Origin of the sequence: Sphingobium soli (assembly GCF_020782245.1) — a bacterium.
GTDB lineage: Bacteria > Pseudomonadota > Alphaproteobacteria > Sphingomonadales > Sphingomonadaceae > Sphingobium > Sphingobium soli.
In genome coordinates this window covers 98,186-110,680 of record NZ_JAJGNP010000010.1, presented here as the reverse complement: position 1 = coordinate 110,680, position 12,495 = coordinate 98,186, and the positions used below count along the sequence as shown (strand labels likewise).

Annotated in this window: 14 protein-coding genes; 7 read left to right on the top strand and 7 right to left on the bottom strand. The window is 65.1% G+C overall.

Annotated elements, in window-relative coordinates:
• Window positions 1-32 precede the first annotated feature (32 nt).
• Complete coding sequence (locus LL253_RS12995) at window positions 33-692, top strand: MBL fold metallo-hydrolase (protein WP_228227451.1); 660 nt, start codon at window positions 33-35, stop codon at window positions 690-692.
• Between the two features lies 1 nt (window position 693).
• Here LL253_RS12995 and LL253_RS12990 read toward each other — a convergent pair whose 3' ends face one another.
• On the bottom strand, window positions 694-1,125 hold the full coding sequence (locus LL253_RS12990) for an MAPEG family protein (RefSeq protein ID WP_228227450.1): 432 nt from the start codon (window positions 1,123-1,125) through the stop codon (window positions 694-696).
• A gap of 219 nt (window positions 1,126-1,344) precedes the next feature.
• Between LL253_RS12990 and rpmF the strand changes: the two genes are divergently transcribed.
• The 5 genes from rpmF (at window position 1,345) to LL253_RS12965 (ending at window position 4,414) form a co-directional block, all read left to right on the top strand.
• Window positions 1,345-1,524 (top strand): 50S ribosomal protein L32, encoded by a 180-nt coding sequence (rpmF, locus tag LL253_RS12985; RefSeq protein WP_031298882.1) that lies wholly within the window; start codon window positions 1,345-1,347, stop codon window positions 1,522-1,524.
• A gap of 68 nt (window positions 1,525-1,592) precedes the next feature.
• Window positions 1,593-2,618, top strand: coding sequence for a phosphate acyltransferase PlsX (plsX, locus tag LL253_RS12980; protein WP_009822788.1), 1,026 nt, complete (start codon window positions 1,593-1,595; stop codon window positions 2,616-2,618).
• Window positions 2,615-3,595, top strand: a complete 981-nt coding sequence (locus LL253_RS12975; RefSeq protein WP_228227449.1) for a beta-ketoacyl-ACP synthase III — start codon at window positions 2,615-2,617, stop codon at window positions 3,593-3,595. Before plsX ends, LL253_RS12975 begins: the two co-directional genes overlap by 4 nt.
• A 94-nt stretch (window positions 3,596-3,689) precedes the next feature.
• Window positions 3,690-3,980, top strand: a complete 291-nt coding sequence (locus tag LL253_RS12970; protein WP_009822786.1) for an integration host factor subunit alpha — start codon at window positions 3,690-3,692, stop codon at window positions 3,978-3,980.
• Between the two features lie 95 nt (window positions 3,981-4,075).
• The gene (locus LL253_RS12965; protein WP_009822785.1) at window positions 4,076-4,414 is read left to right on the top strand and encodes a MerR family transcriptional regulator; all 339 of its coding nucleotides are present in this window, start codon (window positions 4,076-4,078) and stop codon (window positions 4,412-4,414) included.
• A 17-nt stretch (window positions 4,415-4,431) separates the two neighbouring features.
• Here the strand turns inward: LL253_RS12965 and LL253_RS12960 are convergent, their stop codons facing one another.
• Genes LL253_RS12960 through LL253_RS12950 form a run of 3 tightly spaced genes read right to left on the bottom strand, consistent with a single transcriptional unit; the run spans window position 4,432 to window position 8,113 of the window.
• Window positions 4,432-4,974 carry a SixA phosphatase family protein gene (locus tag LL253_RS12960; protein WP_228227448.1) on the bottom strand — a complete coding sequence of 181 codons (543 nt, stop codon included), beginning with the start codon at window positions 4,972-4,974 and terminating at the stop codon, window positions 4,432-4,434.
• A 2-nt stretch (window positions 4,975-4,976) separates the two neighbouring features.
• Window positions 4,977-7,724, bottom strand: coding sequence for an ATP-dependent DNA helicase (locus LL253_RS12955; protein ID WP_228227447.1), 2,748 nt, complete (start codon window positions 7,722-7,724; stop codon window positions 4,977-4,979).
• Between the two features lie 41 nt (window positions 7,725-7,765).
• Window positions 7,766-8,113: a PilZ domain-containing protein gene (locus LL253_RS12950; protein ID WP_228220953.1), complete on the bottom strand. Its 348-nt coding sequence runs from the start codon at window positions 8,111-8,113 to the stop codon at window positions 7,766-7,768.
• A gap of 127 nt (window positions 8,114-8,240) precedes the next feature.
• Here LL253_RS12950 and LL253_RS12945 point away from each other — a divergent pair, with 127 nt between their 5' ends.
• Window positions 8,241-9,821 (top strand): lysine--tRNA ligase, encoded by a 1,581-nt coding sequence (locus LL253_RS12945; protein WP_228227446.1) that lies wholly within the window; start codon window positions 8,241-8,243, stop codon window positions 9,819-9,821.
• A gap of 215 nt (window positions 9,822-10,036) precedes the next feature.
• On the opposite strand, the gene LL253_RS12940 is transcribed toward LL253_RS12945, so the two are convergent.
• The 3 genes from LL253_RS12940 to LL253_RS12930 all read right to left on the bottom strand — a co-directional run bounded on the left by LL253_RS12940 (window position 10,037) and on the right by LL253_RS12930 (window position 12,375).
• Window positions 10,037-10,507, bottom strand: coding sequence for an RcnB family protein (locus tag LL253_RS12940; protein WP_228227445.1), 471 nt, complete (start codon window positions 10,505-10,507; stop codon window positions 10,037-10,039).
• A 150-nt stretch (window positions 10,508-10,657) separates the two neighbouring features.
• Window positions 10,658-11,347, bottom strand: a complete 690-nt coding sequence (locus LL253_RS12935; protein ID WP_228227444.1) for a prolyl hydroxylase family protein — start codon at window positions 11,345-11,347, stop codon at window positions 10,658-10,660.
• A gap of 116 nt (window positions 11,348-11,463) precedes the next feature.
• Entirely contained in the window at window positions 11,464-12,375 is a 912-nt protein-coding gene (locus LL253_RS12930; RefSeq protein ID WP_228227443.1) for an RcnB family protein, read from the bottom strand.
• Window positions 12,376-12,495 lie beyond the last annotated feature (120 nt).

The following is a 12,495-nucleotide window of genomic DNA, read 5'->3' as shown; positions in this document are numbered from 1 at the left end:
CGCGGCGCGTGCGGTTTCGCCACATCGGGGGCATGACCAACCCGCCGCTCAAAGCCGCCCTGATCCCCGTCACCCCGTTGCAGCAGAATTGCACGTTGTTCTGGTGCACGGAGACGATGCGGGGTGCATTCGTCGATCCGGGCGGCGACCTGCCCATGCTCAAGAAAGCAGCGCAGCAACATGGCGTGACCATCGAGAAGCTGTTGATCACCCACGGGCATATCGACCATTGCGGGCAGGCGGGCGTTCTGGCGCGCGACCTGGGCGTCCCGATCGAGGGGCCGCATGAGGAGGACCGGTTCTGGATCGAGCGGTTGGCACAGGATGGCGAGCGTTGGAATGTGCCGGGGGAAAGTTTCGAACCAGACCGCTGGCTGGCGGATGGCGACCAGGTGACGGTTGGCCATCTGACGCTGGATGTCTATCATTGCCCTGGCCACACGCCCGGCCATGTCGTGTTCCACCATGCGCCCAGCAAGCTGGCGATCGTGGGCGACGTGCTGTTTCAGGGTGCGATCGGCCGCACCGATTTCCCGCGCGGCAACCACCAGCAGCTGATCGACGCCATCACGGGAAAGCTGTGGCCGCTGGGCGGAGAAACCGCCTTCGTGCCCGGACATGGGCCGATGAGCAATTTCGCCCATGAACGCCGCACCAATCCGTTCGTGGCCGATTCGGTGCTGGCGCGCTGATCTAGGCCTGCGCCGCCAAGGCTGGCGGCACCGGCATTTCGCGCGTCTGGTGATAGGCCAGGGCAAGCGCGGCGCCTGCAAGCAGCACCATGACGCCCCAGGTGACGAGCGCCCCGCCCGCACGCCACAGGGTCGGTTTGTCCGCATCCATTCCGATGGCATGGGCGACGCGCGCCAGGATATAGGCCAGCGCCCCGATCCACAGCCACAGCGAAGGCCCGGCCGCCAGTTCGATCAGCGCGAACAGGATGAGGATGATCGGCGTATATTCGATGAAATTGGCGTGGGCGCGCATCCGTTTGGCGAGCAGCGCATGACCGGCATCGCCATGCATGATCTTGTCCGAAATGCGAAACCGCGCACAGCGAATCGCCAGCCACAGATTGAGCAGCGCGCAGGCGGCGGCAAAGGTCAACGTGATCGGCAGCAGCATCCGGCATTCCCCTGTATCTCGACGTGCGCACCCTATCGCGCGGGGCCGGGTGGGCAAGCGCAAAGGAAGGAAGGGGTTGCGTGGACGGCAAAAAGCGCTATAGGCGCATGGCTTCGCGATCACCCGGGCCGCATGGGTCTGCGGCGCCGTTGGCGTCGGCATCCCATCGGAAACCGGCCAGTCGCACAACCAGATCATTATACGGAACAAGGTGCCGACATGGCTGTCCCCAAGCGGAAAACTTCTCCCTCCCGTCGCGGCATGCGCCGCAGCCACGACGCGCTGCGCGTCGAGGCCTATCAGGAATGCTCCAACTGCGGTGAACTCAAGCGCCCGCACAATCTGTGCGACGCCTGCGGGCACTATAACGGCCGCGAAGTCGTCGCCGTCGGGGCCTGAGCCCATTCTCTACTCCGCAAAGGGGTGACCTGACAGTGTCCAGACAACCGCGAATCGCAATCGACGCGATGGGCGGGGACGAAGGCGTGCGTGTGATGATGGCCGGTGCCGCCTTGGCCCGCCATCGGCACGAAGGCCTGCGGTTCACCCTGTTCGGCGACGAAGTGCGGATCAAGGCCGCGCTTGACCGTCACCCCAATTTGCGGGCGGCGTCCGATGTCGTTCATAGCGACAGCGTGGTCGACGGTTCGGACAAGCCAAGCGTCGCTATTCGCAAGAAGAGCAGCTCCATGGCGATGGCGATCGCCGCGGTGAAGGCGGGTGATGCCGGCGCTGCGGTATCCGCCGGCAATACCGGCGCGCTGATGGCTATGGCGAAGCTGGCGCTGCGCACCATGCCCGGCGTGGATCGGCCGGCCCTGGCCGCCATGTTGCCGACGCTGGGCGACAATGACGCCATCATGCTGGATCTGGGCGCGAACACCGAATGTGACGCGCGCAACCTCGTCCAGTTCGCGGTGATGGGCGCGGCCTATGCCCGCATTGCCTTCGATCTTGACCGGCCGCGCGTGCGCCTGCTCAACATCGGCACCGAAGAATTGAAGGGCACGGACGAAATTCGTGATGCCGCGGCCATTCTGCGCGCCGCCAATGACCTGTCGCTCCAGTTCGACGGCTTCACCGAAGGCGACAAGATCGCGCGCGGGGACAGCGACGTCATCGTGTGCGACGGATTTTCCGGCAATGTCGCGCTCAAGACGGCGGAGGGCACGGCCCGCTTCGTCACCGACGTCCTGCGCAAGGCCTTCACCAGCTCCATCCGGTCCAAGATCGGCTTCCTCATTTCGAAGCCGGCCATGTATATGCTCAAACATCATCTGGACCCGAATAACCATAATGGCGCGGTGTTCCTGGGCCTCAACGGCGTCGTGGTGAAAAGCCATGGCGGCGCGGACGAAAAGGGCGTAGCCAATGCCGTCCATGTCGCCGCGCGGTTGCTGGAAGAGGATATTACCCGCCGCATCGCCGCCGACATGGCGGGCGTCGAGGGGCTGGGCGCCGTCGCATCGAAGCTGGAGCAGCCCGTCAAGTGATCCGCCGTTCTATTCTCCTGGGGACAGGCTCCGCCCTGCCCAAGCGCGTCGTCACCAATGCCGAACTGACAGAGACGGTCGACACCAGCGATGAATGGATCGTCGAGCGCACCGGCATCCGCATGCGCCATATCGCGGGTGAAGGGGAAACCACAGCCACGCTGGCGACCGATGCCGCCAAGGCTGCGCTGGAAGCGGCTGGCCTGACCGCGCAGGACATCGACCTCATCATCCTGGCGACGGCGACGCCCGACCAGACCTTCCCCGCTAGCGCAACCAAGGTGCAGGCGGCGCTCGGCATCGACGATTGTGTCGCGTTCGACGTCGCAGCAGTATGTTCGGGCTTTCTCTATGCCGTGACCGTGGCGGACAGCATGATCCAGTCGGGCGCGGCGCAGCATGCGCTGGTGATCGGGTCGGAAACCTTCAGCCGCATCCTCGATTGGGAAGATCGCACGACCTGCGTCCTGTTCGGCGACGGCGCGGGCGCGATCGTGCTGGGCGCGGAGGAAAGCGCGGCCACCGACCCCCGCTCCGCACGGGGCATCCTGGCGTCGAAACTCCATGCCGATGGTCGGCACAATCAGCTTCTCTATGTCGATGGCGGCCCTTCGACCACCGGCACTGTGGGCAAGCTGCGCATGAAGGGGCAGGAAGTGTTCCGCCATGCCGTGGTCAATTTGGCCTCGGTCTTGAACGAAGTCATGAGCCTGGCTGGCCTGGACGCGCGCGACATCGACTGGCTGGTGCCGCATCAGGCCAATGCCCGCATTCTCGATGCGACCGCGCGCAAGCTCAAGCTGCCTGCCGAGCGTGTGATCGTGACGGTCGACCGGCACGCCAATACGTCGGCTGCGTCGGTTCCGCTGGCGCTCGACCTTGCAATGCGCGACGGGCGGATCAAAGCCGGCGACCTCGTCGTGCTGGAAGCCATGGGCGGCGGCTTTACCTGGGGTGCCTGCGTCTTACGTCTATGATCATTGGTGCTGCTTGCCGAATCAGCAGGAATCGGTCAAATTTGCCTTTGGTCATCGGGGGGTGACTGACGCAATCGGTCGAGAGGGGACCAATATGGGCGAAATGAGCACTTTGACGCGGGCGGACTTGGCGGAAAGCCTCAACCGTCATGTCGGATTGTCGCGCGCGGAAGCGGCGGCGCTGGTCGAATCCATTCTGGATCATATGTCGGACGCGCTGGAGCGCGGCGAGAATGTGAAAATCTCCAGCTTCGGCACCTTCGTCCTGCGCGACAAGACCCAGCGCATGGGGCGCAATCCAAAGACCGGCGTGGAAGTGCCGATCGAGCCGCGCCGGGTGCTGACATTCCGCGCCAGCCAGACCATGCGCGATCGCGTCGCCTGACAAGCGCAAAGCGCAGGATTATCCGCCGCTTTTTCCTGTCGGACGCCGTCGGTTGCGGTTGACGCCCTAGTGGGGGCGGGTGCAACATTGAAGTCATGAAAAAGGCGGAGGGGGCATTTCTGACGATCAGCGAATTATCCGCTGAACTCGATGTGCCCCAGCATATCCTGCGCTATTGGGAAACGCGCTTTCCGGCCTTGCGGCCCCTGCAACGCGCCGGCAACCGCCGCTATTACCGGCCCGACGACGTGCTGCTGGCGCGGCGGATCCATCATCTGCTGAGCGTCGAGGGCTTCACGGTAAAGGGGGCGCAGAAGGCGTTGAGCGAGGGCGCGGGCAGCATGCCGCCTGCGCCGGTTGACGCCGCGCCCGAAACCCTGCTCAGCCAATTGGAAACGGTGCGCGCCATGTTGGCGCGGGCGCTCGGCGTCTGACCGACCGGCGCGCCGCGTCAGCGCGTTTCCGGCCCGAGCGCAGGATCAAGGTCGCGCGGCCGCGTAAAGCTTTTGAGCGTGGCGACGCCGGGCCGCGCATCGGCCCAGTGCTCGATCGCCAAGTCCATGACGGCCAGGCTGGCGGTGGGGAATTTGACTTCCACATCGTCGCGCAGGGCGCTTTTGCCGTCGTCGGGCACCAGATCCAGGATCAGTTCCTCAAAGCCGGGATTGTGACCTGACATGAGCGCTGCTTCCGCCGTTTCGGGCAGGTCGCGCACCACGTCGAACAGCGTCGCGGACGAGGCGAGGTAGATGCGCCGGTCCCAGCGGGCCTCCAGCGTTTCGCCATAGCCGGTGAAAAAGGCGTCCAGCGTCTGCACCACACGCTCGGCAGGGGAGGCCACCAGCTGGTCGAAACGCATCCCCTGGCGCGCGGCGAACTTTCCCATTAGCCGCGCGGCCTTTTCACCGCGCTGGTTGAGCGGGCGATCGAAATCGCGCGCCACCGGATCGTCCCAATCGGACTTCGCGTGGCGCAACAGGGTCAGCCGCTTCATTGTCACTCCTGTCGGGGCAAGCCGGATTCGTGCCCCTGATGCCCGATGGCGGCGCGTTCGCCAAGGCTTTCGCTCCGGGCGGATCGACTGACGGCGATGATCGCTTCATCCAGCGTCAGCCGACGCACCGGCGTTCCGGGCGGAAAGGCGGAGAGCAGGCGGCTGGGCATGGCGGCGGACAGGATGACGAAGCTGCCCCGATCCTCGGCCCGGCGGATCAGGCGACCAAAGGCCTGCGCCAGCCGCGCCCGGATCAGCCGGTCGTCATAGGCGCTACCCCCGCCGGCCAATCGGCGCGCGGCATGCAGCACCGTGGGCTTGGACCATGGCACGCCCTCCATCACCACCAGTCGCAACGAATGGCCGGGCACATCGACCCCGTCGCGCAGCGCGTCGGTGCCCAGCAGGGACGCGCGCGGATCGTCGCGGAAAATATCGACCAGTGTCCCTGTGTCCATCGGATCGACATGCTGGGCATAAAGCGGCAGGCCCGCGCGTGCGAGTCGATCGGCGATGCGGGCATGGACCGCGCGCAGCCGACGGATGGCGGTGAACAGGCCCAGCGTCCCGCCGCCGGCCGCCTCGATCAAACGGCCATAGGCGCCCGACAGCGCGGCGATGTCACCTCGCTTGATGTCGGTCACGATCAGCACTTCGGCGCGATCCGGATAGTCGAACGGGCTGCTTGCTTCGAACCGTTGGGCGCCATGGGGCAGATGGATCGCGCCAGCGCGCGCTTCGGCATTGTCCCATTCGCCCCCACCCTTGAGCGTGGCCGAGGTGATGAGCACGCCCTGTGCGGGCTTCAGCACGGTTTCGGCCAGCGGACGGGTCGGGTCCAGCCAATGGCGGTGGATGCCGATATCATATTCGCGCCCTTCGACCCGATCGACGGTCATCCAGTCGACAAAGTCGGGATCGGCCGGGCCGCCGATCCGCGCCAGCAGCGCCAGCCAGGCCGCGATCAGATCCCGGCGCCAGCCCAGCGATGCGATCGCGCCTTCGACCCGCGCCCGCGCCGCGCCATCCAGCCAGTCGGGCGCATCCTCGATCACCGCTTCCAGCCGGCGGGCCAGGCGCACCAGCGGCTTGATGAGCGCATCGAGCGCAAGCGCGGCCTCCTGCGCCGCTTCCACCAATGCCCCGTCGGGTTCGGCCAGTTCGGTTTCCAGCCCGTAGCCCGCATCCGCTTCGCCCGCATCGGCGGCGCGGGTGTATACGGTGCCGCGCACCGCCGCGAGCAGCGCCTCCAGCGGGCCGAACGGCTCGCCCGCCACGACGCGTTTCAACCAGTCGTCGGCCGGCAGCGCCTGCGCTGCATCGATCGCGGCGCGGATGGCCTGGCCACCTTCCTCATCATAGCTGGCCAGATCTGACAGACGCGCGGCAAGGCCCCGCCTGCGGCCGCGCGATCCGCCCTCCGGCCCCATGATCCAGCGGCGCAACTCGATCGCTTCCTGCCCGGAAAGGGCAACGGAAAAGGTCGAATCGGCTGCGTCGAACAGATGATGACCTTCGTCGAAGATGATGCGCTGGGGCCGCTGTCCCGTTTCGCGCCCGCGCGCGGCGTTGATCATGACCAGCGCATGATTGGCGATGACGATGTCGGCGTCCGCGCTCGCCCGGGCTGATCGTTCGATGAAGCATTTGCGATAATGGGGGCAGCCGGCATAGATGCACTCGCCGCGCCGGTCGGTGAGCGCGGTGGAGCCATTGCGGCGGAACAGCGTCGGCAGCCAGCCGGGCAGGTCGCCACCCACCATGTCGCCATCCTTGGTAAAAGCCGCCCAGCGCGCGACCAGTTGCGCCAGGATCGCGGCGCGCCCGGAAAAGCCGCCCTGCAACGCATCCTCCAGATTGAGGAGGCAGAGATAATTTTCACGCCCCTTGCGCACGACCACCCGCCTTGCCGCGAGCGCCGGGTCGGGAAACAAACGCAGGGATTCGCGATCGAGCTGGCGTTGCAGCGCCTTGGTATAGGTCGATACCCATACCGTCCCCTGCGCTTCGCTGGCCCAGAGGGAGGCTGGCGCCAGATAGCCCAAAGTCTTGCCGATGCCCGTGCCCGCTTCGGCCAGCAGCATATTGGGCTGGTCGCGATGGCGTTTGGGGGTGAAGGCATCGCCGGCGGCGGCGGCATAGGCGCGCTGGCCCGGGCGCGGCTCGGCCCCAGCGCCCGTCAGCGCGTCGAGCCGGGCGAGCACCTGATCCTCGTTCAGGCTGATGGTGCGCGGGGCAGGGCGAGGCTGCGCCTCCTCCCACTCCGGCAATTTGGAAAAAAGCCAGCGTTCAGCGTCCTTGGGGCGCGGGATGCGCGGCGCGACCAGCGGTGACCAGGGCCAGCGCAAACGGTGCAGCGCCTGCGCCGCGGTCCAGCCGCCCTCTCGCTCCAGCCAGTCCGGCGCGTCCAGACGGTCCAGCAACAGCGTCGCGGCCTGTTGCAGCAAGGCGGGAATGTCGCCCTCCTGCGGCGGCGCTGGCAGTCCCAGCGCTGCCGCCAGCCCCTTGGGCGTGGGCACCAGAAAGCGGGCGGGATGGAGAAAGGCCCATAGCTCCAGCAGATCGAGGCCGTTGAGTTCGGGATAGCCAAGGCGCTGGCCGGTCAGGGGCGCGTTGAGCAACAGCACCGGCGTTTCGGCCGCGCGAGCGATGGCCTGCCCCTTTGCCAGGCCCATCGTGCGGCCCTCTTCACGAAGCCAGATGCCGCCATGGCTGGCGTGGAGCGCTGGCAGGGAGGCGGGGTCAATCACCCCGCCGGCTTAGAGCAGCGGGAACAAAAGGAAAACCTGTTTCAGCCCATCCGGCGGCCAAAACCAGCACCCTGCACGCGAGGCGGCACAGTCATTGCCTCGGTGCGCGCGGCGCGCGCCAGCATCAGCTTGTCGAACAAGGGGCCTTCGGCCAGCGGATAGGGGAAACGGATGCCCATGCGATCCTCTTCGGACCAGCGCACCAGGCCAAAGGTAATGTGGCCATCAAGATCCAGCTGGCAGGACATTCCCGCAGGCAGGGAACACCCCGCCACCTGCGCGCCGCCCTCGCTCAGATCTATCACCACCCCATCCTGATAGTCGAGCACGGTTGTCACGACGACAGGTATCTCAACAGACACGCGTTGATGGCTGCGTTGTATGTGCATATCGCCTCCACTTCACACATCTATAGCATATTGTACATCGATGACGCAAAGCGGCGCGTGCTCCTGTCGGCCTTTGTCATCAAAAGGCGTTTTCTTTCCTTGCCGTCAGGACTAGGGGCTGTGCATTATGACTATCCCCGATCCGCTCCGCTCCGCCGCTCAGGCGTCCAAGGCCTGGCCCTATGAAGAAGCGCGCAAGCTGCTCAAGCGCTATCCGAACGGCGCGCCGGACAAAGGGCATATCCTGTTCGAAACCGGCTACGGCCCATCGGGTCTTCCCCATATCGGCACGTTCAACGAAGTGCTGCGCACGACGATGGTGCGCAACGCCTATCATGCGCTGTCGGATATTCCCACGCGCCTGGTGGCGTTCAGCGACGACATGGACGGGCTGCGCAAGGTGCCCGACAATGTGCCCAACCAGGCGATGCTCAATGCGCATCTGGGCAAGCCGTTGACGCAGGTGCCCGACCCGTTCGAAAAGTTCGAAAGTTTCGCCCATCATAATAATGCGATGCTGCGGGAATTTCTCGACCGCTTCGGTTTCGATTACGAGTTCGTGTCTGCGACCGAACAATATCGCGCCGGTGCTTTCGACGACGCGCTGCGGCAGGTGCTGCGGCGCTATCAGGCAATCATGGACATCATGCTGCCGACGCTGCGCAAGGAACGGCAGGCAACCTATTCGCCCGTCCTGCCGATTTCGCCCAAAAGCGGCATCGTGCTCCAGGTGCCGGTCGAGGTGATCGACGCGGAAGCAGGCCTCGTGCGCTTCGAGGATGATGGCGAGACGATCGAGCAGTCGATCCTGTCGGGCGGTGCCAAGCTGCAATGGAAGGTCGACTGGGCGATGCGCTGGTATGCGCTGGGTGTCGATTATGAGATGGCGGGCAAGGACCTGATCGATTCGGTCACGCAGTCGTCCAAGATTTGCCGCGCACTGGACGGACGCCCGCCCGAAGGCTTCAACTACGAAATGTTCCTGGACGAAAAGGGCGAGAAAATCTCCAAGTCCAAGGGCAACGGCCTCAGTCTCGAACAATGGCTGACCTATGGCCCGCAGGAAAGCCTGGCCTTCTACGCCTATCGCGAGCCGAAAAAGGCGAAGCAGCTGCACATGGGCGTCATTCCGCGCGCGGTGGACGAATATTGGCAGTTCCGCGGCAACTATCCGCGCCAGACCATCGAGCAGCAACTCGGCAATCCGGTGCATCATATCCATGACGGCAAGCTGCCGCAGGGCGAGCTGCCGGTGACGTTCGGCCTGTTGCTGAATCTGGTCGGCGTGATGGGCGACGCCAGCCGCGAACAGGTATGGGGCTATCTGCAAAATTATGTGCCGGGCGCGAGCGTCGACACCTATCCCGAACTCGACGGGCTGATCGGTCATGCGCTCGCCTATCACCGCGATTTCGTCGCGCCGACGCTCCAGCGCCGCGCGCCGGAGGCGAACGAGGCAACGGCGCTCAAGCGGCTGGACTTGGAATTGGCGGCGCTGCCGGCCGATGCCAGCGCGGAGGACATCCAGAATATCGTTTATGCCATCGGCAAGGACGAAGCATTCGGATTCGCCGAGCTGCGGGACTGGTTCAAGGCGCTGTATCAGACGCTGCTAGGCGCGGATCAGGGGCCACGCATGGGCAGCTTCATCGCCCTTTACGGCATCGAAAACAGCCGCAAACTGATCGCGGAGGCGCTGGCCGCCTGATGCGGAAAAATGGGGAACAATGGCCATAAAACGGCGTTTGCCCCTATGGTCCACCCCCCTTTCGGACTGATGATGCGCCTCGCGCGCATTATCGGCCGCGTGCGCCTGGCAACGGGCGGCGCGGCCAAGGGCGGTACACCCTCGTCGGCTGCACGGCACGACAGAAACGGCCCCGTTCCATCTGGAACGGGGCCGCTGCGTCTGCGCCCTCTGGTTTACCAGAAGAAGCCGCGATGCACCTGCATCACCCGTCCAGTACGGACGTTCACCAGCAGCACGTCGTTATAGTGGCGGACCCAGCGCAGGTTCGCGCCCGGGCGGGGCAGGCGATAGCGATAGGGGTCGGCGATATAATAGCGCGAGCTATAATAGGCCGGCCGCAACCGTGCGCCGGTGTTCCAGGCGGTATAGCGGAAGGGCGCGCGCCAGTTGCCGCCGCGATAGACGTTGCGGTGGCTGCGGCGATAGTCACGCCAGTCCTCGCGCACTTCGCGGCGGGCTTCGCGCACGTCGCGGCGTTGTTCGCGCACATCACGGCGGTCGCCATGGCGCTGCGCCTGCCGTAGATCGCGCTTTTCCTCGCGCAGTTGCCGCTCGCTGCGGCGCGCTTCGCCATAGGATTGGGCCGAAGCGACACTGGGGGCGACGGTGGCGGCCAGCAGGCCCAATATGATCAGTTTACGCATCTTTGGTCTCCCATTCAGCTTGGCGTCGAACCGATCTTTAGCTTTCCGGTTCCTGCGCCAGTGAAGAGAGATATGGCCCCGCGCATCTGAACGGACCGGGAATGGCGCCGTCAGATTCCAGTCATTTATGTCGCAATTTGTATCAGCCTCTCAGCCCCAGGGACGTTCGCGAAACCATTTGGTGACGACATATTTGGTGCCGCGCTCCACGGGCAGGGCAGCATGCAGGCTGAAGCGATTGGGCGCGCCATCCCGGTCCATATTATTCCAGATCAGGATCATCCCTTCGACCGGTGGGACCATGAATTCGCATTGCGGGAAATGCGTCTCTCCCCCGGCCTCGACAGCGGACAGATAGATCATCGTCGTCCATGTGCGTTGCCCGCCCGTCCCGCGCATCCTTTGCCAATAGTCCGCCGTCGCCGGGAAATAGTCGCAATGGACCTTATATTCCTGGCCGGGGGTATAGCGCTGTCCCTGAAGCGTCTCGCCGCTGATCGCCGGCAATCCGGTCAGCGCGCAGATGCGCTCGGTAATCCGTTCGACCAGCGGATCGCGAGGCGACAGGTTGCCGCTGTGGCTGGTGCGATAGTCTGCGTTGGCGCTGCCGGAAAAAAGCGTCGACGGCTGCGCATTCGCGTCGATCAGGCGGCGCAGTTCGGCGCATTCTTCCGGACTGAGGAAATCCTGTCGCCCAAATATCTCCAGGTGCGGCGTATCGATACGGCTCACCATCGGGTTGCGCTCCAGCCGCGCACGCACGGCATCGCCTATGGCGGCGCGAGCAGGAGAGGCGATGCCGCCGTCATCGGCAGCGTCTGCATCGAAAGAACCGGTCATAGGCCTTCCCTGCCACAGGGAGGACGGCGATGAAAAGACCCCGACGCGTCGCCGCGCCGGGGCCAGGGACTCCTGAAGGCCAGTTCAGGAAGCCGCGAATTCAGAAAACCGGCGCGTCACCAGAAAAAGTCGCGGATGACGTCGACGACATAGCCGTCGCGAACATCGACCAGCAGCGCATCGTCATAATAGCGGATCCAGCGCAGCGTGCCGTAGGCGGGAGGAAGCCGATAGGCATAGGGATCGTTGATCCAATAATTATTGGCGTAGAGCAGGTCGTTCAGGAAAAGCCCGACCGAAAAGGATCGATAGCCATAGCTCCATCCGCGCGGCGCATAATAGCGCCCGACCCGGTAGCGATCGCCATAGCGGTTGCGATAGCTGCGCCAGTCATAGCGGCGGTCCTGACGCCAGCCATTGTCCCAGCGCCGCTGGTTATTCCACCGTGTCCGTTCGTCAAAGCGCCGCACATCGACCCGTTCGCGCCCGCCTGTCCAGCGCCAGTCGCCCGGCCTGGCATCGCGGCGATCATTGCGCCAATCGATCCGGTCGTCGCGCCGGTCGGAACGCCAGTCGCGACGATCATCCTGGCGATCCGCGCGCCGGTCCTGCCGGTTATCCCGACGATCGGCCCGTCGGTCCTGCCGTTCGTTGCGCCAATCCTGCCTGCCATCGCGACGATCGCCGCGCCGGTCATCCATGCCCGGTCGACGTTCGGCGCGCCCGGCCTGCCACTGCTCGCGCCGTTCGCGCGCCTGCTCGACCGCGCGGGCGGCGTTTCCGCGCAGGCGATTGTCGGGTTGCGCCGGCGCCATCTGACGCGGCGGCTGGGCGCGCGGCTGCGTTCCGGCGGCGCGGCCGGCGTCACCGCGCGGCTGGTTCATGCGATTTCCGCGCGACACGGCGGCGCCATCGCCATTACGCATGCCGCGTTCGCCACGGGGTGCACGTTCCTGCGCATAGGCCGGCACGATCCCGCCCAGCACCGTCGCACTCATCAATCCTGCCAGCATGATCCTCTTGAACATGGGTCCAGCACTTTCCTGATACGGGGCACAGCGCCCCTAATGATCAGGTTATAGGCACATGGTGGTGAGCGATCGCTGAACCTTCATGTCAGCATTGCGAAAGAATCTTGCGACCCAATA